Origin of the sequence: Devosia sp. BK (assembly GCF_032907385.1) — a bacterium.
GTDB lineage: Bacteria > Pseudomonadota > Alphaproteobacteria > Rhizobiales > Devosiaceae > Devosia.
In genome coordinates this window covers 65,324-90,299 of the sequence record NZ_JAIMBX010000005.1, presented here as the reverse complement: position 1 = coordinate 90,299, position 24,976 = coordinate 65,324, and the positions used below count along the sequence as shown (strand labels likewise).

General features: G+C 57.2%; 22 protein-coding genes. 11 read left to right on the top strand and 11 right to left on the bottom strand.

Going from position 1 to position 24,976, the window contains the following annotated elements; all coding sequences use genetic code 11:
• Positions 1-300: 300 nt before the first annotated feature.
• From DevBK_RS19695 to DevBK_RS19680, 4 genes are read right to left on the bottom strand one after another with little or no spacing between them, the layout of a single operon-like run.
• Positions 301-1,359 (bottom strand): PD-(D/E)XK motif protein, encoded by a 1,059-nt coding sequence (locus DevBK_RS19695; RefSeq protein WP_317186715.1) that lies wholly within the window; start codon positions 1,357-1,359, stop codon positions 301-303.
• The gene (locus DevBK_RS19690; RefSeq protein ID WP_317186720.1) at positions 1,356-4,289 is read right to left on the bottom strand and encodes a Z1 domain-containing protein; all 2,934 of its coding nucleotides are present in this window, start codon (positions 4,287-4,289) and stop codon (positions 1,356-1,358) included. Before DevBK_RS19690 ends, DevBK_RS19695 begins: the two co-directional genes overlap by 4 nt.
• Complete coding sequence (locus DevBK_RS19685; protein WP_317186714.1) at positions 4,207-6,012, bottom strand: DUF262 domain-containing protein; 1,806 nt, start codon at positions 6,010-6,012, stop codon at positions 4,207-4,209. Before DevBK_RS19685 ends, DevBK_RS19690 begins: the two co-directional genes overlap by 83 nt.
• A 38-nt stretch (positions 6,013-6,050) precedes the next feature.
• Positions 6,051-7,385 (bottom strand): DNA (cytosine-5-)-methyltransferase, encoded by a 1,335-nt coding sequence (locus DevBK_RS19680; RefSeq protein ID WP_317186713.1) that lies wholly within the window; start codon positions 7,383-7,385, stop codon positions 6,051-6,053.
• 469 nt (positions 7,386-7,854) lie between these two features.
• On the opposite strand from DevBK_RS19680, the gene DevBK_RS19675 reads away from it, so the two are divergent.
• Positions 7,855-8,964 carry a hypothetical protein gene (locus DevBK_RS19675; protein WP_317186712.1) on the top strand — a complete coding sequence of 370 codons (1,110 nt, stop codon included), beginning with the start codon at positions 7,855-7,857 and terminating at the stop codon, positions 8,962-8,964.
• Positions 8,964-9,896 (top strand): hypothetical protein, encoded by a 933-nt coding sequence (locus tag DevBK_RS19670; protein ID WP_317186711.1) that lies wholly within the window; start codon positions 8,964-8,966, stop codon positions 9,894-9,896. Before DevBK_RS19675 ends, DevBK_RS19670 begins: the two co-directional genes overlap by 1 nt.
• 281 nt (positions 9,897-10,177) lie before the next feature.
• Here the strand turns inward: DevBK_RS19670 and DevBK_RS19665 are convergent, their stop codons facing one another.
• On the bottom strand, positions 10,178-11,797 hold the full coding sequence (locus DevBK_RS19665) for a hypothetical protein (RefSeq protein ID WP_317186710.1): 1,620 nt from the start codon (positions 11,795-11,797) through the stop codon (positions 10,178-10,180).
• Positions 11,798-11,818: 21 nt separating this feature from the next.
• On the bottom strand, positions 11,819-13,252 hold the full coding sequence (locus DevBK_RS19660) for a hypothetical protein (RefSeq protein ID WP_317186709.1): 1,434 nt from the start codon (positions 13,250-13,252) through the stop codon (positions 11,819-11,821).
• A gap of 348 nt (positions 13,253-13,600) precedes the next feature.
• Between DevBK_RS19660 and DevBK_RS19655 the strand changes: the two genes are divergently transcribed.
• From DevBK_RS19655 to arsK, 7 genes are all read left to right on the top strand, one after another.
• Positions 13,601-14,467 carry a DUF5677 domain-containing protein gene (locus tag DevBK_RS19655; RefSeq protein WP_317186708.1) on the top strand — a complete coding sequence of 289 codons (867 nt, stop codon included), beginning with the start codon at positions 13,601-13,603 and terminating at the stop codon, positions 14,465-14,467.
• 445 nt (positions 14,468-14,912) lie between these two features.
• Entirely contained in the window at positions 14,913-15,269 is a 357-nt protein-coding gene (locus DevBK_RS19650) for a metalloregulator ArsR/SmtB family transcription factor (protein ID WP_317186707.1), read from the top strand.
• A complete protein-coding gene (locus DevBK_RS19645) occupies positions 15,262-15,789 on the top strand; it encodes an arsenate reductase ArsC (RefSeq protein ID WP_317186706.1) in 528 nt (175 codons plus the stop codon). Before DevBK_RS19650 ends, DevBK_RS19645 begins: the two co-directional genes overlap by 8 nt.
• A 65-nt stretch (positions 15,790-15,854) precedes the next feature.
• Complete coding sequence (gene arsB / locus DevBK_RS19640) at positions 15,855-16,928, top strand: ACR3 family arsenite efflux transporter (protein WP_317186705.1); 1,074 nt, start codon at positions 15,855-15,857, stop codon at positions 16,926-16,928.
• 48 nt (positions 16,929-16,976) lie between these two features.
• Positions 16,977-17,399 (top strand): arsenate reductase (glutaredoxin), encoded by a 423-nt coding sequence (gene arsC, locus DevBK_RS19635; RefSeq protein ID WP_317186704.1) that lies wholly within the window; start codon positions 16,977-16,979, stop codon positions 17,397-17,399.
• Positions 17,392-18,099, top strand: a complete 708-nt coding sequence (gene arsH, locus DevBK_RS19630; protein ID WP_410494112.1) for an arsenical resistance protein ArsH — start codon at positions 17,392-17,394, stop codon at positions 18,097-18,099. Before arsC ends, arsH begins: the two co-directional genes overlap by 8 nt.
• Positions 18,100-18,105: 6 nt before the next feature.
• Positions 18,106-19,317, top strand: coding sequence for an arsenite efflux MFS transporter ArsK (gene arsK, locus DevBK_RS19625; RefSeq protein WP_317186703.1), 1,212 nt, complete (start codon positions 18,106-18,108; stop codon positions 19,315-19,317).
• A gap of 258 nt (positions 19,318-19,575) precedes the next feature.
• Here arsK and DevBK_RS19620 read toward each other — a convergent pair whose 3' ends face one another.
• Positions 19,576-19,998, bottom strand: a complete 423-nt coding sequence (locus DevBK_RS19620) for a thermonuclease family protein (RefSeq protein WP_317186702.1) — start codon at positions 19,996-19,998, stop codon at positions 19,576-19,578.
• Between the two features lie 442 nt (positions 19,999-20,440).
• Between DevBK_RS19620 and repC the strand changes: the two genes are divergently transcribed.
• Complete coding sequence (gene repC / locus DevBK_RS19615; RefSeq protein ID WP_317186701.1) at positions 20,441-21,712, top strand: plasmid replication protein RepC; 1,272 nt, start codon at positions 20,441-20,443, stop codon at positions 21,710-21,712.
• Between the two features lie 374 nt (positions 21,713-22,086).
• The gene (locus DevBK_RS19610) at positions 22,087-22,419 is read left to right on the top strand and encodes a DUF736 family protein (protein WP_291361985.1); all 333 of its coding nucleotides are present in this window, start codon (positions 22,087-22,089) and stop codon (positions 22,417-22,419) included.
• Positions 22,420-22,488: 69 nt separating this feature from the next.
• Here the strand turns inward: DevBK_RS19610 and DevBK_RS19605 are convergent, their stop codons facing one another.
• From DevBK_RS19605 to DevBK_RS19590, 4 genes are all read right to left on the bottom strand, one after another.
• On the bottom strand, positions 22,489-23,121 hold the full coding sequence (locus DevBK_RS19605) for a helix-turn-helix domain-containing protein (RefSeq protein WP_317186700.1): 633 nt from the start codon (positions 23,119-23,121) through the stop codon (positions 22,489-22,491).
• Between the two features lie 204 nt (positions 23,122-23,325).
• Positions 23,326-23,679 (bottom strand): hypothetical protein, encoded by a 354-nt coding sequence (locus DevBK_RS19600; RefSeq protein ID WP_317186699.1) that lies wholly within the window; start codon positions 23,677-23,679, stop codon positions 23,326-23,328.
• A 53-nt stretch (positions 23,680-23,732) separates the two neighbouring features.
• Positions 23,733-24,098 carry a hypothetical protein gene (locus DevBK_RS19595; RefSeq protein ID WP_317186698.1) on the bottom strand — a complete coding sequence of 122 codons (366 nt, stop codon included), beginning with the start codon at positions 24,096-24,098 and terminating at the stop codon, positions 23,733-23,735.
• 11 nt (positions 24,099-24,109) lie between these two features.
• Positions 24,110-24,820, bottom strand: a complete 711-nt coding sequence (locus DevBK_RS19590) for a ParA family protein (RefSeq protein ID WP_317186697.1) — start codon at positions 24,818-24,820, stop codon at positions 24,110-24,112.
• Positions 24,821-24,976 lie beyond the last annotated feature (156 nt).

Genomic DNA, 24,976 nt, shown 5'->3' with positions numbered 1-24,976 from the left:
ACCTATGTGACGACAAAGGGGTTCTTGGAGCATTTTGGGCTCGGTACCTTGCGGGATCTACCGGAAATCAATGCGCTGCAAGATGCAGGACTGCTGTCGGATAACTCAGACGCATCGGGTGACTTTTTCGCGAGCGGCGACATCTCCGATGTATGAATAGATGGATAGATCTAGCTGCCACACTGCTGACGTCTAGCGCCGGATTTGCATCTCTAGGAAAGTGACAGCGTTGACACCAACGCAGTACCCTCTGCATGATCTATTGATTGTGAATTCTGTCCTGCCATCAGAGGGTGGGTGTTAGGCTGATGCCATAGCCTCCAACTCTGCATCCCAATTGGGAACTGGGTTGAAGGCTGATACCCGCTCAGGAATGTGCATGGTGAAAGTTAGACCCTCGGCGAGCACAAATGTTTGGGCGAGGGTATCCCGTGTTAGCGTTAGCATCGCCGGGTCGTCCAAACGGTACAAGCGCGGGACGAAGGTATGGGCGTAACGTGTTGCGTAGACGCTCCACGCCTGCATTCGCTCATGCGCATAACCGCTGCCGGATATTGTGCCGTACATTTCGACTCTGCGAATGAACTCGTCCGCTACCTCTGTCTTCATCGAGTCGACAGACAGCAGCTTGGCTATGCTGCTTACCATTGACGGAAGCGTTTCTCCCACCGAGTTCGATGCCGAGAGCCCGATACTCATCAGATGCATTTGTTCCATCGCACCGGAAGGTAGCGCGCTCGGCTCGAGCTGGTGGAGTCCGCTAAACTGATGAATTGAACCGGTCGCCTGAGTAGTTTTCACCTCGATCACATGATCACCGATTCTGAAGTCTCGACCGCCTTCCTGCCAACCCTGCCAGAAGTTGAGGCAACGCAACATCTTCGCCGGCTCCCCGCCTCTTGCGAGGAGAATCTGTCGGAGAACCGTCAATTCGCCGATCAGCCCTATGACCACCTCGTCTGAGAGTGCGCCGCGACGGATCGCCATTTCGATGATAGGTTCTACGTCGGTGAACGCTGACTGGGCGCCGCGGCTTTCGGCAATTCCAGCTCGTAGCAACTCAATGGAGATAAGCGCGGCAATCGATGCGAAGTGCGGGGCTGCGGGCAAAACGATGCGGCTGGCTGAAAAAGGGTGGCCGCCTTCTTGAGGACGCCAGTCGCCGTGTTGAATGTGCCGTCGCACCAGCGATGACGCTGCATTGATTGCGGGGCCTCTAATAAAGATCTCATAATCGCCCGATCCGGTTCGTCCGATCGCCAGCGGGGTCACCAGCCATCTTAGATTGCGTGTTTGGCCATCAGGGACGCTGAGCCTTTCCAAATCATCGCGCAATGTTTCGAAATGGAGATCTCTCATGACCTAAGTGCCGCGATATGGTCGGGACCGCCATGTGGTAGTCCAAGACCAACGGCTACCAAGTCCGTCGGCAGTTCTCGCGCGCTTACGATATGAATCAGGGCAAGGCCTGGGTGACCGCGGGGACGCCAACTTGCGCCGCCTTGAATACTTGGGACCGGGGCTGTGCGGTGAAAATAGTAGTCAACCAATTCGTCGCCATAATATGTGCCTCCATAACCACGTGTGCCCCATAGCGTCTGTATCGCTTGGCCATTTGGTGTGCGCTCCCGCGTGACGGCCTTGATTCCTCTCGCCGCAAGTCGAGGATCGCGTACGGGGTTCTGACCGTGACGGAAAGCAAGATAGAACCGCGGCGTGCTTGCGCTGAGCGTATCCGCATAATTCCATGGCACGCTTGGTCGATCAGTTGGATAAAAGCCCGGCGCCGAGTGATCGCCGACAAGATGCGACCACAACCTTAAGTATGCAGCGATTGAGTAAGGGCATGACTGGGGTTCAGTCCCATAGTCCTGTGGGTTACGCATAGGCGGAGTAAACAGTGGATCATCGATTCCCAGCAGTCTTGCGTAGTGCTTCCAACGCTGGCTCAATTCGTTACCAATATCTGGATCGTGGTGCGTGTACCGCAACGCGTCGAGGGTCGAGGCAAGACAATTAAGGCTAACCGGCTCCGTCCGGATAATGCCGCGCTCTAGCCCATTGTCGTCCTTAAGAGGCACCCACTGGCCGTCTTCCAACAGTGCTGCAACCACGTCGATGTTGTGTTTAGCCAACGTATCGTCCTCGGCTTCAATGAGCCGGATCGAAGGTCTTGGCCCAGGAGATAGAGGAACTTTGCGCACCTCGACCTTGCTGGTCGCAACGAACGAGGCGCCCTGAAGTACAAGAGCCGGACCATTAGACTCCCCTGCCAGGTCCATTGACCTAATGACCTCGGATTTTAGGGCGTTATCGTTGACGTGATAGCGTCGGAAGAGTTCCAGTTGGTCCTCGTAGGTAAATAATCTGCAGAACGGCAGGAAAGGACCACGATAGCCGAACCATCGTTGCATCTGCATCTGAGTATCAGCAGCCGGTTCAGCGGCGCCGCGAAGGAATAGGCTGGTGGTCAATCCCTCAAGGGTCAGGCCGCGGGAGAGCACGTTACCAGCAACAAAAATAGAGAGGCTGTCGGGAGGAATTCGGAAGCCCGCATCGTCTTCGCACACCGCAAAGCGCGGCCGGTCATCCGAGGCAGGATCGCTGTTCAACACGCGCAAGCGGACGTTAGGGATAATGCGCTCAATCAGCGCATCGCGAACCTGCGGCCAATCGGAAACCGCGATCGGTGTGTAGGGCGCTTGGGGAAGTGTGGCGAGAGCGATGCGCGATGCTTCAAAGCGGCCCAACCACGCCGACCATTCTGTCTCCTCTAACAGTAGCCGGCGCACTAGACCGGGCACTGAAATCTCGAGACGCTCTTTGATATTGTCATCAAGTTCAGAGGGCGGCTGGGTTCCAGGTTCCGACAACGACCAACGCACAACATCCATAGCAGTGCTGAAGTGATCTTCTTTCCTAGCCGAAGGATGGATCAGCATCGTGTGCATGCCACACGCAGCTGCATGAGCTTCTTCAGCATTGGCATAAGTTTGGTCGTGGGCAAACGCATGTGCCCAACCGGGCTGCAAGCTCCGCACCGCGGCACCTACAAGGTAGCACCGAAGCGAGTCAGATAGCATTGTCCACCGGAGATCCTCGCGCCTCTGGGCGAGTTCGGTCTCGGTCTCGCCGATACGAAGATTTGGGAAAGCGGAGACGCGGCATAATGCTCCATCACCGGCCGTCCGGAGGCGATCATAAAAAATCTCACCCCCGCAATAGTAGGAGCTGACGCCAGTCGGCTCGGTGTAGGTGATCGATCTCGGAGCGATAGCGCCCATCGGCCCAGGCGTCCGAAGTGCGGCGTTGAAGTCGCGTGGGCTCAGGGGGTTGTGGGTGGCCTGCAGGAAGTTTGCCTGAGGTGTCGCAGTATATGCGACGTAAGTGGCGAACAGTGATGGATGCCGCGTCGCCGCGTTGTCTGGATCGCCGCTCCAGAGTGCTGTTATCAGCCGCGGTGTGACCTTTTGCGAAAGTTCACTGTCAAGAACACTCGCATCGTCCGCTTCGTCATCGAGTACCAGTATCGAGTAAGGCTTGTCGCGCGCACTAAGATACTCATCGGTGACAATGTCGCTGAGGAAGCGACGCAGCATGAGCAGGTGGTCATCCTCCTTTGGAATGACACAGATGATCGGTCGACCAGCTTTGAGCGCTTGTCGCGCCAACGGTCGTTGTAAATAGCGAGCTGGATCTGCCCTCTGTTCATGCAGGATGTCTGCCGGCTGAGGAAGGATCAGGCGTTCGGACCGTCGGCGAAAGGCATTTTCCAAAGTCGAACCGTCAAGTTGCCCAAGCAGCCGCTCGTATGTCTGTAGCCAGAGACTGACTCGGGTACCCGCGAGCAGGATTAGCAGATCCACTTCTGCATCAAGAGCCATAGCCGCGACGCCGAGCATGCTCGCGGTTTTTCCAGACTGGACCGACCCGACCACCATACCGGTGCGAACTCGTGTCTCCGGCCAGGCGGCCACATCGATGATCTTGCTCCGGCGTGGCAATGCCTTTTCGATAATCGAGCGGGCGTCGGTCTCTAGAACTGATAGCGCACTGGGCGAGAGCCCTTTCTCGATACTTGCGTGATAACGGGCCCACCATGTATCGGCAGCGGCAACCGAGCTCACTTTCATACCCTGCCCCTTGCCAGCTTCGCTAACAGGGATAATGGCGGCCGGTCCGATATTGGGTTCACCCGCCGCCATACTATTCAATCGTGATCTTGCGGATTTCGATGAGGGCGTTAATCGCGCTGTCGCCGTAGCGACCACGAATTGCGAGATCGGCATCAGCAAGACTCAGTCCGAGCGTTTCAAGAATGCTTGTCGACGCATTAGCGATATGAGCCCACTGTGTCTTGTTCTGGGTGCTCGCTGGCCCGACCATCTTGGCCGTGAGTTCACGCACGGCTTCGATTCCGCTCTCCAGTTTATCTTCTTGACCAGTCATGACCAGCACGAGACAAGAGATGAGGCTAGCGACGACTGGCAGTTCCTCCCACCGGGAGGCCATCTCGCTCTTGCCTTTGCGTCGAAACTTCGGGTGCCAGGCGTCCGATGCGGCTTGGTGCAACTCAAGAGCCGCTATGATGTCATTAGCGAGATTTTCGAGGGTTGCCTTCGATCGAAACTGCGCAAGGCGATCGCTATCAATGGAACGTAGAAACTCGTCGATATGGCTGGCCGTGGACGGTGTACGATAAGCCTTGTCTGGCCCCTGCGCCGGTTTGAGGATTAGCGTGGCCACAGTCCAAAGAAGTACCTTTGTGCGACGAAACCGAGTGATTCCAAATCCGAGCGCCTTGATATTCTCATGAGAGGTGGTCGGGTCGATTCCGGCCTTTACTAACTCAGGCGCAATCTCAGGCTCTGGTCTGTCGCCGCCTACATACAACATCAGTCGCGAGATCATAAGATGGTTGAAGACCGCATTGCGGATTTCTTCCGCATTGAGCTTCATGCCTTGCTGGTTGTAGAGCCGGAAAACCTTGTGAATATCGCGGACCTGCGTGTCCCGGTATATAAGTACCGGTATGAAATAATCGCAGGCGCGTTCAAACAGATCGGCAACCGTGATGGTCTCGCCGGCGATGCGAACCTGGCTGTCCCTGATTTCACAATAGTACCGACCGCCGAGTCCCTTTAGGGGGTCCTTATCGTCTGTATATTTTTTGGTCTTAAATGGTAGGTACTTTTCGCGGATGTCGGTCGCGCGCAAATTATTGCGCCGCGCGAATTGGCTGAAGTTGCTGTCGAATAGCTCGTATTCTTTCATCTTCTTCGCGTTTTCGCGGCCTTCCGGATGCGCCCCCATGAAGCGAAGAATAGCAGTGAGCCGCTGCTTCCCATCAACGATCTGAAAGCGCTGGCTGCTCGACACACGGGCTAGGATAATCGAGGGCAATGGAATGCCACGCAGGATCGATTCAATCAGCATTTGTGAGTCGGCGTTCGACCAGACGAAGTCGCGCTGATAAGTTGGGTTCAACTCCAATTGTTGCTGTTTCGCTCGACCGGCGAGATCGTAGATGCGCCACTTATCGACGGTCGCGTTGATTGAAAGAGGTTCCGTGGCAGGAGCCTCGTTCCATGCATCCACCCACTCTTCGGTAGCGGCCGCAACGGACAGTTCATCCTCGAGCATTTGGAGGAAACTGGCTCGGTTGCTTACTGCGCGACTTAGTCGCTCCTCCAGAGCCTGAGCGCCCATCTCGGTGAGCACTATGTGCCCGTCCTCGATCTCGAAGCTTGCCTCGGCCTTGCCAGGGGAAAGCTCATCAAACAATCGAAGCGCAACTGCCTTTGGCGAGTCTTGCTCATCGAACGTGGAATCAAGGTTGAGCCAAGTGGCAACTTCGAGGACCCGAGCTAGCCATGCGCTCGATGCGAAATCTATCTCCATTGACTCGAAGGGGCTCGGCGACTTCCTCCTGCCTTCGATCTTCGGCAAGACACTTGGCTGCGACAACTCTGCCAGGAGCGTCGCAACCTGGTCAAAATCTAGATCCTCCAATGCCTATCCCCCTCAAGATTATTCGTTGACCATTAGGTCTAGGCGACAGCCGCCTGTAGTTGTGCAGGGCGCTTAGGCAGGGGGAGCTTCAAACTCCCCACCGTAGGCTCCGTCTCGCTGAGCAAGGCAGCGGCAACCGATCCAATCACGTCTACATTCACGGCATTTCCAAGAGCTTTGAAGGCGGCCGTCTGCGTATCTGGCAGATGCTCGAGCTTGCCCATACTCTGCAGTCGGGCACACTCTCGCATTGTCATGTAACGCCCCTCCCACGGGATGACTGGCACCTGGCTGGTTGTCAACGCGACCAGCGACGGCGCCGCCGTTGGGCGCTTAGCTCGGATTCCAGATGCGCGGAATTGTATGATACTTTGGTTGAGATCGCGCGGCCCGTTCTTCCAATTCCATTCGAGCTTCTGAAAACTAGGCGCGAAGCCTTGGATTGAAGGGAGCCAAGGATCGATAACTGCCTTATGACGGTGATAAAACTGCCGATTTTGTTCGATGAACTGGATTTTCCATTCGGGGAAGTACGCGTTCCCGTCTCGAGCGTACGGAGGCAGTGCATCTAGTATGTCTTCTTCTGCTACGCCTTCCAACGATCTGCCAAAAGATCCGCTATATGCGCGCATTTCTGTAAGGCCGAGTCCGATCGGGGTGCCTGTCCGCGCAGGATAAGTGGCGCCAAATTCCATCGCCCAGAGGGGGAAAGATGGGAGTTCAGAATCCGAGGGTAATGCATCCAGCAGTAGCTGCCAGGTTTTGAGATATGTCACGAACGCTGGGGGCAGCGGCTTAGCGTCACTGGGTCGCTCATCGAGGATTGAGCGGATATCGACCTCATCTGCTTCGTGGGTGGCTTTCGGCCACTCGAAGTCACCGAGACCGTCGCGTGCACCAACGATAATCGCTCGCTGGCGAAGCTGTGGTACACCAAACATGTGTGGTGACATCAGAGCCGAGTCGATGTCGTAGCCAAGGTCGCGAAGGCGCTGACGCACGCGCTTCCAAGTGTTCCCCCCATCATGTCGAATGATGTTTGGGACGTTCTCGATGATCAAATACCGCGGGCTGTGCCGTTGAATGATTTTGATCACATAGTCGAAAAGATCGCCCCATTGTGGGCAATCGAAGCCGAGTTGATCACCGGCTTTTGAAAAGGGCTGGCAGGGGAACCCAGCACAAAGGATATCGTGGGCGGGCACCAATTCGTGCGCCTCGCGGATATCACCATGCGGCCTTATCCCAAAGTTTCGCTCATAGAGATCAGCAAGGTCGCCGTTAAGTTCGGAGGCAAAAACACATTCGTGACCAAGCCTTTCCAGTGCTTGGTGGAATCCACCAAGTCCAGCAAAGAGATCGATGAACTTCATGGCCGGCGCTCCAAAGGGAGGCTCAATTGCTTGGCTGCATGCTGATCCAGCAGATTTCGTACGGCCAATCGCATAAGATACTGCAAATTAACTGGGGGACTTACACTACGAGTTAGGTCCTGAAGCGCGTCGTAGTCGGCCTGATCGACCGACACGGTAAAGCGCTTTTGGTGTGTTAGACCCGCCATCTTCGAAATGCCCCCCTTGCACCTGAATGCACCAAATTGCAGCGTGATGCACGCGATATTACGTTTGTAATGTTGATACTGACAAGCTTTTGAGCGCCCTCACTTTTGGGCCGCCTATTACCCCGTGTTACTTTGTGAGCGATTGCGCTGCCAACCGCGGCTCCGACAATCTCTCCAGGTAGGCTTGGCGCAGATATGCGTTTGGCGCTTTTGAAGCGGCTGACCTATTGATGATGATTTCTTAGGTATGGTTTGCTAGCTTCCGGTTCGAGCGAGGCGACATGGCTGTAAACAACGAAATCGAATATACTTCCGTTGATCAACTAATGCTTGATCCGCTAAATCCTAGACTTGGTCGAGGGAATACCGGTCCAACCGTCAAGCAATCGACGATCCTAAACCTTATGCGCGACTGGACGTTGGACGAACTTGCGGTTTCGTTCCTTGAAAGTGGCTTTTGGCCACAAGAGGCGCTGATCGTCGTTCGTGAGAAGCTTTATGGCAAAGATGCTCTCGTAGTCATTGAGGGCAATCGCCGTTTAGCGGCGCTTAAGTTTCTGCAGCGGGCGGCCGATGGCGAGAAGATTGATCGCCGTTGGCGCGAAATCATTGAGGAAACAATCCCGCCCGCCGACCTTTTCGAGCGCGTCCCATATATTGAGGTGGAGACGCGGAAGGACGTTGAAGCTTTCCTGGGGTTCCGACATGTCACGGGCATCAAGGAATGGAAGCCGGCCGAAAAAGCAGAATACATTGCCAAACTAATTGAAAATAGCAAGCTCACATATGCGCAAGTCATGCGCAAGATCGGAAGTAAAACGCCGACGGTGCGCCAAAATTACATTTCTTATAGGTTACTGCTCCAAATGGAGGGTCAGGAAAAGATTGCTGTTGAGTATGTAGAGGACAAATTCAGCGTTCTCTTTCTGTCACTTAGAACTGACGGTGTGCAGCGCTACCTCGACATCGATATCCAGGCTGATCCGGACGAAGCTCGTAAGCCTGTGCCAGACGAGAAGCTGAAAGAACTCGCCAACTTCGCACTCTGGCTATTTGGCGACGAGAAGCGACAGCCGATCGTCCGGGATTCCCGTCAAGTTGATCAATTTGGCCGTGTTCTTTTAAGCAAGAAGGCTGTTGAGTATTTAGAGCGCAGCCCGCGCCCGAGCTTTGAGGTGGCTTTCTCACTGGCCGGAGGGGACGAGCCGGAGATCATTCGGCTGGTCGAGGAAGCTGCCGATAACGTGGAATCGGCGCTGAGCCGTGCTCACCGCTATGCGAAGTCGAAGAAACTGCGGAAGGCAGCGCAACGCCTCGGCGAGGATGCGCTGCAACTTGCTTCGCTATTCGCGGGTCTGCGAGATGAACTCAACGCTGATAAGGACAACTGATGCTTGCCCTGCCGCCCAAGGGGTTCGCGCGTTCGATCCTGAAACATAACGTTGACGCGGCGATTTGCTGCGACTGGATAGAAGCCTGCGCTATGTTCGGCGAGGGCGAGGTAACTGGCTCCGATATCGTTGACGTACTTCGGGAAAACGAAATTTACGCCGATCAGGGATTCGCCTGGCAACTCGTCAACGACGTATTTATCACGATCCGCGAGCGCAAACGGATTCTCGGAGCAGGATACCCTTTGCGCATTCAGAGCGGCACCCGCGTTGTCTGCGACGACACCTGGCACGATGTGGCTCCATACGCCTTTTGTCTCGCTCTTTCGCTTTCCAAGGCCTACCCAGCTTGGTCGCAAGCGTTTGGGCAGGACTTTGGTCCACAAGGGAAGCTGTTCGAGGATTTGACGGCCGAGGCGGTCGCGGCGACCTTCAGTGGTTGGGAAGTCCATCAAACTGGTTGGGCCGCGACCGAGCCAAACCTAATTGCTAATATCGTGCGAAATGTCGCCGAACTAATCGGCGAGGCGACAGGCGAGATCAAGCGTTGGTCCGCAAAGAACGCGAAGGAGGCGGGGCTCGACCTGCTTTGCTTCCGTCCATTCTCCGATGGCCGTGCTGGTTTTCCGATCATGCTCTTCCAATGCGCGAGCGGTAAGGATTGGCGTTCGAAGCTTCACCAGCCGGAGCTTCGTGTCTGGACTAAGATTGTGTCGTTCACAATCGACCCGCAGAAGGCGCTGGCGATGCCGTTTGCGCTCGATCCGGACGACTTCCGCTACCATGCAAACGTCGTCAACGGACTTTTGCTCGATCGCGACAGGCTTCTTGCCCCGGGGCAGGGCAACCGTGACTGGATATCCGCCGATCTGCGCGATCGTATGCGGGCCTGGGTCGAGCTTCGTATCGGGACACTGCCGTTCGCCGCTTAACTGGTCAGGCTCTTACACCATGGGTATCGCCAAGAGGCCGCACAGCGTCACTGGCGAGTCTTTGGGTGCATTGAGTTAGTCAAAGATCCTCCTGAAAATCTAGGAGGCGTCTGCGATGCTCGAATTGCTATGGACCCGCCTCAGAAAAGCGATGGCGCCGAAAGTCGGCCGGGCCATGCGGAACCACGTTTCGGAAGTGCCTGGGCAGTCATCGTAAAGCAATGGCTGGGACTGATTTGCTGCGTGCGAGCCGGCAGAGGATAAGTCCGCCGGCCCGCGCGTCAGCTCTTGTAGGAGGGCAGCGTCTCGTATTTTGGCGCGTCAACGATACCCTTGGGTAGGCTTTTGATTTCTTCTGGCAATGTGGATAGCGAGCCACCAAGTGCGACGGCAATCTGGGTATAGGGCGGGATCAGACCGGGGTAAAACGTCCGGACACTGGACGGGACAGCGTCTACAACGCTGAGCCGAACATATTTGTCCCCGACATTTACGCCCGTTTCGCCGAGGTCGCCAATGAGGGGGAGTGAAGCGCCACCACCCGTAGCGACTAGATTTACCCGATCCGCACTACCAGCCAACGCCACTGCGGATTTTGCGACCATCTCCCTGATCGTTGCTTCGAACTTCTGGACAGGGGGATAATTTCGGAAGTCGGAGAGGGCGACCTCTACGATTTCATCGGTGGGCAGTTCCACCGTGATGGAGCCGCGTTGAAATAGCTGTTCTTTGAGCAGACGGATCTGGCGGCGAAGGGCCTGTTGGGCCATTCGATACTCGACCGACTGCTGGGAGTGGTTGCTCCGGTCGAGGATGAATCGCTGGAGGGCTTCGTCGAGCAAGTTACCGGCCATATTCTTTGCATCGGCGGAGCCAGAAACCTCTGATATCTTCAGAACACCGGTTATCGCGTTGTTCGCACAGAGAAAGCCTGCCACGTCAGTGGTGCCGGCACCAATGTCCACGACCAAAAAAGCACTTCGCATGCCTTCCTGAGATGCCAGCAGCGCCCCAGCTCCGGCCGCCGTGGCCTCCCGGACGGGCTCGCTTATAAGCAAACTAGGCAGCTTGCTCTCGGGCAGCGCCGTCAGTTGATCGAGCAGTTGACGGGCCTGCTTGAGGTCGATTGCCTCTCGGAACATTTCAGGCGCCGATCGGGACAGGAGAACGGCCTCGGCCATTAGCCGCCGCATCTCTTCCTCGTTGCGTTGCCGCGTGCCGTCTTTCCATGCGGGGTGCGTAAAGCGTCGCTTAATATTGGCGGACTTGCCTCGACCCTCGAGTGCAGCTTCGGTAAGCGACATGAGGTGGGCCAGATACAGCAGGAGGATGTCGCGACGTGTGAATAGCTGCTGTGGGTCCTTGTCAGTATCGAGCCGCTGTTGCGCTAGCTTCGACACGTCAGCGTTGAGGGTGATGAACTGTTTGATAGAGTCGATCAACCTTGCGCTTGGCGCATCGATATCTTCCCACATTCCACGCGCGCGAATGCCGAAATAGAGCGTGTTGCCGTGAATCAGGAGTTCCGAAGGCGTGACGAGAGGGTTGCTCGATGTGGGATCGCCGATGGCGAGGTCGAAGAGTTCGGGGTCATCCTCTGCGTCGCCTTCGCTCATAAAGGCTTTCGAGTATGAAGTGCCAAAATCGATGCACAGCCGCGCGTCTTGAATTAACTGAGAGGGAGCAATTGTGAGGTCTATCAGTGGAATGCGTGGTGCCGTTGTAGTTACAGCAGGTGAAAGCTTCTCCTCGATTGTCTCGGCTTCAACAGGGGCCAGCTCGACGCCCAAAACTACCTGGAGAGCCTTCAACTCTGCGCTGGTCAGAAAGACCTTTTCGCCGGAACTTCTGCTTCTTTCGAGCAAATTTTCCAGTAGCAGCCGCGCTGTCGTAATGTCCATGTCCCCCCCGGGAGTCCAATTTTATGAGGTCCTGATGACCTGTGCTTTGGAAATGATTGTTGTCGATCCGCCGTGGTCAGTACGTCTAATTCCGGGTTCAACGATGCGAACGTTCGCGTTGCGCTGCACTGGTTCGGACGCTTCGTGCAGCGTCGGATCAAAGGAAACCAGTTCACCGGGCGTTCCGACTACCCGCAGGCCCCGCCGGTCTGCAAGTGCATCAACCCACTGCCTTAGAACAGCGGTTCGCCCAACGGCCCGGCGCACCAGCGCGGCCTGATCGGCATCGAATAGTTCCAGTGAGGAGGCAACTAGATCAAGATCCGTGGCGCCTGCATCTTGGCTGATCATTGCTAGCATGACCCGTGCAATGATCTCGTTCTCCGCAAACTCGTTCAGACTATCAATACTGGTCGATTTCTGGCCGGCCGCAGGTTCCTTCCCTGTGGCGAGCCAGTGGGCAATGTCCGGGGCGAGAGTGGGGTCGGACGCCGCTATGCGAGCCGCGATCGCGTTGACGCGAGCGGACTCTAGTGCGCGGGCAACCGCCATGCGCAACTCGATATCACGAACTCCGCCACGGGCAAGCAACTGAAGTACCTCAACAGCCATAGCAACGATGCCATCGACTAGCCGTTCGACCGGCTCCGGCGGCCGCGTCGGGCGCCACCAATTTCTGATACTTCCGACGGCGCGATATACGTCGGAGTCATTGCGAGCGTCGAGCCGAAGTCGGAGGAGTTGGGTGATGAGATTGAGCAGCGAGATGGCAGTCTGCTCCTTGAGCCGCATCGCCTCTGCGCCTTTGCCGCCGCCAGCCACTCTGATCAGGGCACCAAGGGCGCGGCCAAATCCCGACCCTGCGGGGGCGTCGACGAGGATCAGGTTCTTTCCTAGCGCCTCATAGATTTGCGAGAGCTTACGGTAAACCGTTTCTGGCGAGCGCCCTTCAGACGCCCAGACTTCGAACTCGGAGGCGACTGCGTGTAGGCTAGCTGCAAGATCCTTTGAACGGGAGATCGCCATCGACGCCCATAAATCCCGGGAGTTTTTTTCGGCTATTTCAGCGTGGGCAAGGGCATGAGCCGCATAGGCTGAGATCCACTCCTCTGTCGAAAGTGCGACAGCTTTGGCGAGATAGAAGCGGTCTTCGGCATTGCCCCACTTGCCTGTCGCCGGGAGCGGCGTCACGAGCGCTCGTTCGACGGTCGACTTCACGGCGGCCGTAACTGCGTTGGAGTTGAAGGCCTCGTTGACTTTCCCGAGTAGTGCAGTCGCTTCTAAACGTTCGTTCGAACTGTCCGATGTTTTCGCGACTTCGCCCACTGCAGCGATGGCGAGTGCAACGTCGTCCTGCTGCAGTCTCTCACTGCTGTTGGAACGGGACGCTATCAGCGAACGAAGGACATCGGCCCCCGGCATGGCTTTGGAGATGTTAAGGTCGTTTTCATCCATGCCGTCGTCGTCGCCCACCCTCTTGTCTCATCTTTCGTGTAGAGTGCGGTCGGATTTCTGTAAAGGTCGGGTGGTTGCTCAGATGGCAGTGAACGCCCTGCAGGGCTGATGAACGTCCGTTCGACAGAGGCATGGTCGGGTGCGTGTAGTGTATGGACGGGCGCGGTGGACAGTGGTGTAGCCGCCCAAGATACTATCCAATCTGATCCGTACGTGATGCAGCGACTTGGTAGTTGCTAACGTCGGCTTTGTCGTCGTCTGGCCGTAAATCCATCTTGGCTGAAAGTGGCTATATTCTGCTCCCACTGGGGACTCATCAAACGCAATTCTCCTTTCAAAATGGTAGCCATGTCATATCCCGATGAAATCTACTCCAAAATGAGATCATGGGCAGAACAGGGTCTATTTCTGTTGCGGGAATTGCTTCCGACAATGGCGCCTGTCGCACAGTATGATGGGTGGTCCAAGGACGAGCGCGAGACGTTGGCATTTCTCCTTTCCGCGAATGCACGGTCCAGTGAGAGCGCCCTGTTGTTGATCGCTTTCGCCCAACTCTGGGACGCTGAGATGCTCGTAAGGTCCGTCATCGAGGGCACCTTCAAGTTCTGCTATCTGCTTCAGGATCGCGACAGCTTCAAACAGCGTCATCGTGAATACTCAGATGACCTCTTCCAGATTGCATTGTTCAAAGACCATAAGAAGGTTTCCGAGCTGCTATCGATCGTGCCCAATCCGAATGACCTTGAGTGGAAACCTCTCCGGGACCGCTTACTCTCCAACGATGAAGAGGCTCGGATTGGCAACACGTACAACGGGACCGTGCGCCGAGCGCTCGAATCTCGATGGGGCTTCACTGGCCTTCTCGGAGAATTCTCTCGGTCTGGTGATGAGTTGTTCCGCGGATTCGGTGGGTATGCGCACAACTTCTCTTTTGCGAGCCACATTCTGCACGCGGACTACGTGGGGGCGTCGCTTGCCTTAGACCGGGACCGCAGACCCCCCGAAAAACGAGATGCTGTATTGCTCGCGCACTCGGTAAGGCTGATTTCGGATGTCCTAACATGCCTGCATTTTAGATTGGTGGTCGGCTATCGGTTCGTGGGGTCTGACACCCAGCCCGTGGCCGGTGCCGCCGCCAAGGTCGAGCGGTTGCTCGGAAGCTTTGGTGATGTTTACGAAGACTGGATGACCGCTGAATACGGCGAGCGGGGCTGATCGGCTCACCAGGGAGCGAACGCTCACGATCTACCGCATGATCACCCGCCAGCAATTTCGGCCCGAGTGTAGCGCAAGGAACAGAGCGCTAGGCTAACCAAGAAAACTATCGGCAGATGGTACGAAAGCGGCTTGCCAACGGGAAGTGGGCAGTCGCCACTGCCAAGTCCGCACTCTGGACTCTGCAGCAGCGGAATATCCGCTGCTGCAGGTCAGCACTCTGGGTGGTGGTGGCCGAAATGACGCGCAAAACGGACGTCGAGCGGATTCGCATAATATGTGGTCTGGAACGGTGGCGTTGCATCGGACTGGCCACGGCCGACCCCTTTTCATACCCTGGGCCCCTATTCGCGGGTGCCTGAAAGCCGCCATTCGGAAACGAAATGGCCACCCAACAAAACCACAGTGCTTGACCTTCATTCATCAAATCGATAATCTTCGATATATGGAATCAAATCAAGCTATCGACGTCTTTGCTGCCCTGTCTCAAAGTACCCGTCTCGATACGTTCCGTCTCCTGATGGAGTATGAGCCTGATGGCCTTGCGGCTGGCGAGATTGCCCGTCGTCTCGAGGTGCCGCAGAACACCATGTCCACACATCTAGCCATCCTGACCCGAGCCGGACTTATCGAAGCCGAGCGCCACAGCAGGTCGATCGTCTACCGGGCCGTGGTTGATCGGGTGCGGGAGGTCACAAGCTTCCTGGTCCAGGACTGCTGCGGCGGTCGCCCGGAGCTGTGCGAACCCCTTGTTGCCGAATTCACTCCGTGCTGCGCTCCAAAGGAACCGAGCCATGTCTGACCGCGTCTACAACGTCCTCTTCCTCTGCACCGGCAATTCCGCCCGCTCGATCCTGGGCGAGGCCATCCTCAACCATGTCGGCCAAGGCCGTTTCCGTGCCTTTTCGGCGGGTTCAACGCCCAAGGGTCTGGTCCACCCCATGACGCTGGAAGCGCTTGGCAAGGTGGGCATCCCCATCGAAGGCCTGCGATCCAAGGCCTGGGACGAGTTCGCAGTGCCTGGCGCACCGAAGATGGACTTCATCTTCACCGTTTGCGACAACGCCGCGGGCGAGACATGCCCGATCTGGCCGGGCCAGCCGATGACCGCCCACTGGGGCATCGAGGATCCGGCTGCCGTTCAAGGCGCCGAGTTCAAGCAGCGTGCCGCATTCGAGGATGCCCTGCGCTATCTCCGCAACCGCATCGGTGCCTTCATCAACCTGCCACTGGCCAGCATCGACCGCATGGCATTGAACTCGAAGCTCGAAGGCATCGGCGGCATGGACGGCACCACCACCAAGTCGTCGAACGTCGCCTGACGGGGCACGCATAGATTACGGCCCTGAAGCCGGCCTTTTACACCGAACAACTGGATCACTCCTCCATGTCAGTCAATGCGGCGCCGGTGCGCCTTTCCTTCCTCGACCGCTATCTCACGGTCTGGATCTTCGCTGCCATGGCGTTGGGCCTGGCCCTGGGGTCCATGATCCCCGGTCTTCCCGTCGCCCTCGAATCCATGTCGGTCGGTTCGACCAATATCCCGATCGCCATCGGCCTGATCCTGATGATGTACCCGCCTCTGGCGAAGGTAAAGTATGAGGCCCTTCACGAGGTCTTTGCCGACAAACGCGTGCTGGCACTCTCGCTGGTTCAGAACTGGATCATCGGGCCGGTGCTGATGTTCCTGCTGGCCGTGATCTTCCTGCGAGACCATCCCGAATACATGACCGGCCTGATCCTGATCGGCCTCGCACGCTGCATCGCCATGGTGCTGGTGTGGAACAAGCTGGCCGGCGGTTCAAACCAGTACGTGGCCGGTCTCGTTGCCTTCAACTCCATCTTCCAGATCCTGTTCTTCTCGACCTACGCCTGGCTGTTCCTGACCGTGCTGCCGCCCCTGTTCGGGCTGGAAGGCAGCGTCATCAATGTCAGCTTCTGGACCATCACCGAAGCCGTGCTAATCTATCTGGGCGTGCCATTCCTGGCTGGCTTCCTGACCCGGTTCTTCCTGATCCGCGCCAGGGGCAACGAATGGTACGAACAGGTCTTCCTGCCGAGGATCAGCCCCATCACCCTGTTGGCGCTTCTCTTCACCATCGTGGCGATGTTCAGCCTCAAGGGCGGCGATGTCGTACGCCTGCCGCTTGATGCCCTGCTCATAGCCGTGCCCCTGACCATCTATTTCCTGATCCAGTTCACCGTGAGCTTCTTCATGGGCAAGTGGATCGCCAAGGACTATCCGCGCTCGACGGCGATTGCCTTCACCGCAGCCGGCAACAATTTCGAGTTGGCCATTGCCGTCGCCATCGCTGCATTCGGCCTGGCATCGCCGGTCGCCTTCGCTGCGGTCATCGGACCGTTGGTGGAAGTGCCGGTGCTCGTCGTGCTGGTTCACTTGGCCCTGTGGCTGGGTCGCCGATATTTCCCGCGTCCTGCAGGATTGGCCACCGGCAACTGAGCGTCGCCCCGCAAACCCGCCGACGAACCCAACCATCCTGGAATGTCCATGACCGTCACCATCTACCACAATCCCGACTGCGGCACCTCGCGCAACACCCTAGCCATGATCCGGCAATCGGGTGTCGAGCCCACGGTTATCGAATACCTCAAGGCGCCTCCAAGCCGTGACCGCATCGTCGAGCTGGTATCGGCTGCCGGCATGCCGCTGCGGGACGCCATACGGAAAAAGGATACGCCGTATGAGGAACTCGGGCTTTCGAGTGCCGACGTTAGCGACGATGCGTTGCTCGACGCAATCCAAGCTCACCCGATCCTATTGAATCGTCCGTTCGTGGAAACGTCGGTCGGCACCCGCCTTTGCCGCCCTTCCGAGGTCGTGCTCGACATCTTGGAGAATCCCGACATCGGGCCGTTCACCAAGGAAGACGGCGAGGTCATCATAGACGCCGAAGGGAAGCGCGTTGTCTGATCTATCCAATATCACGCCCGGTGCCTTCGAGGTCCCGGATTTCTCCAAGCTCACCGCACCGGGCCTGCAGCACAAGCCGCGTATCCTGATGCTCTACGGCTCCCTGCGGGAACGCTCATACAGCAGGTTCCTGACCCTGGAGGCTCAGCTTCTGCTAGAGGCATTCGGCGCCGAGGTTCGGATATTCCATGCCAACGGCCTGCCGCTGCCGAACGATGCGCCCGATACCCATCCGAAGGTGCAGGAACTTCGCGAGGCCATGCTGTGGTCTGAAGGACAGGTATGGACATCGCCGGAACGTCACGGCGCCATGTCGGCAGTGCTGAAGTCTCAGATCGACTGGATACCTCTGCCGGGCGGTGCCATCCGTCCGACGCAGGGTCGCACACTCGCCCTGATGCAGGTGTCGGGTGGGTCGCAGTCGTTCAACGCCCTGAACCAGATGCGTATCCTGGGACGCTGGATGCGGATGGTGACGATCCCGAACCAGTCGTCCGTTGCCAAGGCTTTCCAGGAGTTCGACGAGGCCGGTCGCATGAAACCGTCATCCTATTACGATAGGGTCGTTGACGTCATGGAAGAGCTGGTGAAGTTCACGCTGATCAACCGCAGCGTCTCCGGCTACCTGACCTCCCGCTACAGCGAGCGCAAGGAGGCGGCAGGCAAACTCGAGGAGCGGGTCGGCCTGAAGTCGATCTAGGTTACGATGGCCGATAACCATTCCAACGCTGGCGCCATCTGGGCCCTCGGCGTCACCCAGATTATCGGGTACGGCACGCTTTATTACAGCTTCAGCATCCTGGCGCCGAGCATCGCCGTAGACCTGAACGTCTCGGTGGAATGGGTCTACGGGTGTATCTCGCTGGCGCTGCTAGCAGGCGGCCTGATCTCGCCATGGGCCGGCGGCTTGGCCGACCGACTTGGTGCCGGCAGGGTGATGTCGGTCGGCTCGATCGGCGCGGCAGCAGCGCTGGCAGTCTGCGGCTTGGCCGGAAGCACCATCGCCTTTCTAGCCGGCATGGTCCTGGTCGAGTTGGCGTCGGCTTTCGTGCTCTATTCGACGGCGTTCGCATTCCTGGCCCAGTCGACTGGTGCCCGGGCGCAGCGTAGCATCACCTACCTGACGCTGATCGCCGGTTTCGCGTCGACGATCTTCTGGCCGCTGACCACCTGGATGCTACACGCGATGGACTGGCACCAGGTTTACTTCCTCTTCGCAGCACTGAACTTCGTCGTCTGCCTTCCCCTGCACCTCTGGCTATCCCGCTTCGCCCGGATTGCCGCTGCGAGACCGATAGAAGCCATCGCAGCGTCGGCCCCCGTGATCGTCGACAACGCCAACCTCGTCTTCGTCCTAATTGTGCTCGGGTTCTCGCTCGCTGGGTTCGTGTCAGCGGCTACGCTGTTCCACATGGTACCCATGCTCGGACTGCTCGGGTTGGGGAACGCCGGGGTCTGGGTGGCGTCCCTGCTCGGACCCGCCCAGGTGGCAAGCCGTCTTATCAACATGGGTTTCGGCAAAGACTTGCCGGCGACAGTTTTGGCAGTAGTGTCTGCGATCACGATGCCTCTGGCGTTGGGCACGCTGGCAGTCACGGCGCCTGCGACTGTAGGCGCGATCGCGTTCGCCGTCGTGTTCGGCCTGGGAAGCGGACTGTTCAGCATCGTGTCGGGCACGCTGCCCCTGGCGATTTTCGGCAAGGCCGGCTTCGGCAAGCGGTTGGGCTGGATTGGCATGGGACGACTGGGATTGTCGGCGCTGGCACCTTTCGCGCTGTCGGTCGCGCTCGGCGCCATCGGGCCCAAGCCATCGCTGTGGATACTGGCGGGAGCCGGCACCCTATGCGTTGCCGTTTTCGCCGAGGTCTGGCGGCGCTGCCGACCCACTCGCCAGGTTGCGTTCGCGATTGAGAAATGACCTAACCCGAAACGACCCTTGATTGAGCGTCAGCTTCCGTATTGATCGCGCTGTTATCGCACAGTTCGCTGTCCACACCCCCATGGCGCCGCTGGTCAGTGCCGGAAAAGGTTCATTAGGGCAGTCAAGGCGTTCAAGCCGGCCATCCTGTTGGCTTCCGTGGCACCTTTTTGCTTAGTCCTACTAACCGGGAGGTGCCCTAGAAAAAGGCTGCCTCCGGCCGGGCCGCATAAGCAATTGCCAGCCATTGGTCGCTGACTAACACCAGAACTCCTCGCCGTTGGGCCATCTTCGCGCCAGCCCTTCGGCAATGAGGATGTCGCCAACATCCGTCCCACCGATACGGATCGTGGCGAGCACGCGGTCGTATCGATCCTTGCCGCCTGTCTCGACAGTGAAGGTATTGCCGTTCAACAACTGAAGCAGTCGGGCACTGGCCCGCTGCGCTAAAGCAATCTCGGCTTGGCCGCCGCAAATGTCGTTGTACGGCTCTGGGGTGTCATAGCTCTCAAGCCGAAGGTTGACGCCCTGAAACCAGATCGTATCGCCATCAACGACGCATGTGATCCGATCTCGCCCGCACATCGAGAAGCGGAGGTTCCATTCCTGCGCATGAGCAGGCCAAATCCCAAGGGTAGCGGCGAGCAGTGCGATGGCGGCGATGACTCGGATGCTGATCATAAAGTGTGCCTACCATAAACTCCGGCGCTTCTCACGAGCTTGACCCACTAAACTAGAACATTCTGAAATCGGTATCGCAAAGTGAACTGATCCGCCGCGCTAGCCAGAATGCAACGGATTTTAGCTCATTCTCCTATTTATTGCGCCCCTATGAAACCCAATTTGGGTAGTTCTAACGTGAAAATGTTGCGATTTGTCCGGTGGCATGTAATTTGTTCGAACGCGAATCCTCACTGACAGTGATGGGTTTTCCCGTACTCAAAATTTGGAGCTGACCAGCCGGCAAAAACGAAAACCGCCTCGGAATGAACCGAAGCGGGGAGATCGTCTTGAAACTCGAATGTGGTAGTTCGTTTTTAGACCCTCCCCATTTCCCCGTCAAGAGTTCGGCGTCATTTCGGCGAGGGATTTCGCACGCCCTGGTCACAACTGTTGGAGAGCAGTGGTGACGACTTATTCAAGAGGACGTCGACAGACGAACGCTCGGGCTCTTTACCGGAAAATGGCGGAAGAAGCCGTGCTAGGCGCCGTTACCCGATCGCAGTTACAAGTGCTGGCAAAGGACCTGCCGCAAACGGGTTTGGTCAATTCGACCGAAGCCATGTTGCTCGTTACCCTTGTCCACAGCGCGCCTGGCCCACAGTTTGAGGCGGGGGGCCTGCCGATCGTCTTCAAGTCAAACGCCACACTGGGCTTCGAGATCGGAAAGTCGCCCAACCACACAGGAGCGCTGCTGTCCCGGCTATTTGATGCTGGGTTGATCGCGATGCGGGATAGCGGAAACTATAAGCGGTTCGCCCGCCGCGACGATGCGGGGAATTTGGCCGCTGTCTCTGGCATCGACCTTCGCGTGCTGATCGCGCGTTATGGAGAACTCAATGCGTCGGTCGTAAAGGCGCGTAGCGACCGCAACGCGAGGGAGGCTGCCTGGAGCGAGTACCGCGGCGCCGTCCGGCAGTTGCACCTGGTGCTGAGCAGCGTCGAAGACTTAGCGAGCCGTATCCTTGCGACGCTGGAGCGCCGGTTCAACATCATCTTGGCCAATGTGAGCAAGAAATCGACGACAGCCCGGATTGGTCGAGCAGCGCGACTTTGTCGTTGGCTTGCCGAGCGGGCCTATGGCCTTAACAAAGGTCGTGAAGACAGCCTGGCATCGGGTAAAATCATGAGCAGGACGCCCAAAACTCGTGACCACATACAGACTACAAATCCTAACCAATTAGTATCTCGTAGTGAAGGGGCATGGCGTCCGGCCAACGCCGGACAAGTTGTCCTGAATGGAGCGAGCTTCGCTCGCGGGGCTTGGGATGAAAGAAGGGGCGAGGCGAAATCCAGCCCGAGAACGCGGCCCGAGCCCGGCCGTGCAATGCAGATAGAGACCTTGACGGCGGCCTGCCCGGCCCTGAAGTCGTGGCTCGGTACAGCCCCGACGAGTTGGCCAGCCCTAATCGACAAATTCCCGCTGCTGTGCGTGCTGGTGGGCATATCTGCCGATGCGCGCGATCAGGCGGCCAGCGTATTGGGGCAAACCGGAGCGGCTATGGCCGCGGCCCTAATCATTGAGCGCCGAGAGGCGGGCGAAATCAAATCTGCCGGCGGTTTCATGCGGGCGCTGATTGAACGCGCCATGACTGGCGACCTACACCTAGAAAAGTCGATTTATGCCCGCGCCAAAATGCGGTTGGAGGTAGCGCGCAAGGTTCCGGATTCTTGAACTTCAACAGCCTAAAACTCAGGCCAGAGTTCCGGAAATGGCGCCCAATCGATGCTTAGGGGAATCCAGGGCAGGGATTTTCCTTGATAGTGATACCTTATTTGGTTCACGATAGGTTGTGGCTAGAGAAGTCGTCCGAGCTGGATGAGGTGGTGAGATTTCGCTCTCGGAAGGGGGCATCTGCAATTTGAACTTGTTCGCAGGGCGTCGTCAAAAATCGAGCCCGGCAGGCCTTAAAATTCCCCGCCTGCGGCTTCCTCGCGCAACAATTTTAGAGGCCTTTTGGGCTTCTCCGCTTCGCTCCGTCGAGCGCTTTTTGCCTTATCCGCCCTGCGTTAACGGCGACATTGCAACCGCCCAATAGGAGAGCGAAAATGACCATCACCAACTACATCAAGTTCGACAGCGACGAATTCACCAAAGCCACCGGCACCGGCCTCGTGTCCACCCTCGATCGTGATCTCGATATCAAGGTTGTGCCTTTCACCTCCGATAACCCCAAGGCCCCGACGCACAGGGTTTTCGCCAAATCTCCGCGCGGCCTCGACATCGAAGTTGGCGGCATTTGGAAGAAGCTCAACAACGACAAGAAACCCTACTACACCCTCAGCATCAAAGGCCTAAAGCTCAACGCCAATCTCGGTCGCTTTCCCGGCCAGGACGACGAGTTGGTGCAGGCGATCATCCCCTGGGACCCGCAGGACTAATAAGACCCGGCCCTGGCGCTTGGCGCCGGGGCCAACCTCACAGTTTCGACCCTCGTAGACGCGGCCGTTTCAGTTATCGGCTTCCGAAGCCTTGAGCTTGCGAGGTTTACGAGGACCACGTTTGGCCTTTTCAGCGAGGATCAGCCCTTTCACGTCCTCACTGGTCAAACCATTCTTGTCCATCAGCTCTTTGACATCGCGAACAACGGCATGGTCGGCCTCGTCGCGTTCACGCTGGACGAGGTCAGCGATCAGCGAAACATATGTCAGGATCTCGTGCACGTTCTTGGCGGGCAGCCTCATGACAGTGCTGACCAACTTGCCGCGGGCCTTTGCTTCGGCCTCATCCGTCCCAAAAATTTGCGGTGCAACTTCGGCCAGAACGTCGAACATCTCCGGACCGAGAATCTCAATCATGAGGATCAGCCGGGTCACTCGCAAATGGGCTTCGCGTCGTTCGGCACGACCGTAGAATTGTTGGGATAGTCCCAACAGTTCCGCCATTTCCTCTTTGGTGATGTTGGCGTTCTCGCGCGTTGCGGCGAGGTGGTCCGAAATCCTGTTTTCGAGTTCTTCAGGAGAGGGGACTGGGAGGCTGGTTTTACGACGATAGATCGTCTTGCCCGATTCCTCGTCCAACACGGGGATCAAGCCGAGCAATTTGATGTGCCGCTCCATCTCTTTCACATCAATATCCAGCAAAACGTCATCATCATGGGGCGTAAGTCTTCTGGTACTTCTGAATTTTAGGCTGCCAAAGCCCAATAGGCTAAAGCTCAGCATTTGGCCATTGTGACCCAGATTCTTTGCTGAATCGTGCAAAAAACGCCCTGCTCACAGGTTGGCCTCGCGAAGGCCGGAACGCGCTAACCAAATAGCGCTGTAGAGACGGCCGGAGCGTCTGACTCACGTTGACTTAATTTCCTTCAAGCCGAGCATGGACCAACGATCCAATGACTTTCTCAGAGTGGCTTCCACAATGCGCGGCGTTTCCACCCATGACAGATGCATAGTCATTCGGCAGATAAAATCGCCGCCATTTGACAGGCAGTCGTCAACGCTAATGCTCGACGAGTCGCCGGCCTCGGATTCAGGCCAGTCGGAAAACTGAAAGAGGGCGGCCAGGGCTTCCGGGCCGGTTGGCCAGGTAGTTGCCGGCGGCCTTGGCGCCATTTGCGCTGCCATCCCGTTGACGGCTTGTGCGAGGGCCCCTCCGGCGAAATTCGAGTTGGTCAGGATGGGGGACAGGAAGACACCCATTAAAAGTCCGACAGCAAGCCCGGTGAAGAATAGTCGTCCCGATTTCATAACGGCTAAAAGCCATTCTTTTCGAGATACTCATCGAGCGCAGCAATGACGATCTGAACGCGTGGCACCTTTGACGCATAGTTGGCAGCATCCAGCCGTGCCTTCAACTCAGGCGCCAGGAGGAGATTGACCGCCCCTTTTGAGTTCGGGCGTTCAGCAGCCTTCAGATCAAACAGCGAACCTTTCTTTATGTTTGGCGCGGCGTCGGTTCTGCTCGGACGGGCCTCTGCGATGGCAGCGTCAACAGTGGGCTCGGGCGACTGCGCCGCCTCGCTGGGGGCGGACGCCGGATGTCCTTGAGGGCGCGTGCTGTTAGCCGGCCTGCGACGCATGGTGGGAACGCTATCGAGCAGTTCGTCTTTACCTGCCATTTTGGGCTCCTCTAGGCACTGATCTTGATTTTGTCGACGGCAAGGATTTCGTCGAATTCTCTGACGAATCTTTGGACCTCAAGTCGGGCTTTCTTGATCGTCGGATTGGGGTCGATTATTTGAAGCGGACCTAAACCGTTTCGCAGTTCCTTGTATATGTTGCGCGAATAGAGTTCGGTTTTCAAAATCCGTGTCGAGTAGCCGTCTCCCTGGAGTTTGACGATAAAGTTGTGCAGGGTGGCATAGGCCGACAGCGACTTTTGGACTTCCGCCAGCTCGGTGACATAGGTGACGTGAGGGATTTCTAGTCCAAGTTCGTCGCTCACCTGAGCCACTTCTGCCGCAACAGTGGCCATTGCCTTGACTTCATCGCGGCCAATTTTGACCGGGGTCGCTACAATATCGGATTGGCGCAGCACTTCTTGGTTCACGGCACCCTCGGTGCCTGGGGCGTCGATAATCACGTAGTCGAATTTGGCGTGAGCGAGTTGTACCTCACGGGCAACCGCAGCTTTGGTCAATGCCGTTGTGACTGTCATAAATTCTGGACCATTGCCACGGCGCACGGACTCGGAAAACCAGTCAGAGAACCGCTGTGTCGGGTCGGCATCAATGACGAGCACCTGGTTCTCTCGAAGCGCGTATTCGCCAGAGGTCAGGATCGCGCCGAGGGTTTTCCCGACCCCGCCCTTGCCACTGACAAACGAAATTACCTTCGCCATCGCTCTTCCTCGCGTCGTGCCGCACAAAGCCGCTCGCAATACCCTTTGATCCAATGGTCACCTGGTAGATCCAAATCCTGCAGGTCTGCGAACATGGTGATTATGATAATGCCATTTAACCAGTTGGGCAAATCTGCACGTCTGGTTTTCTGGTGA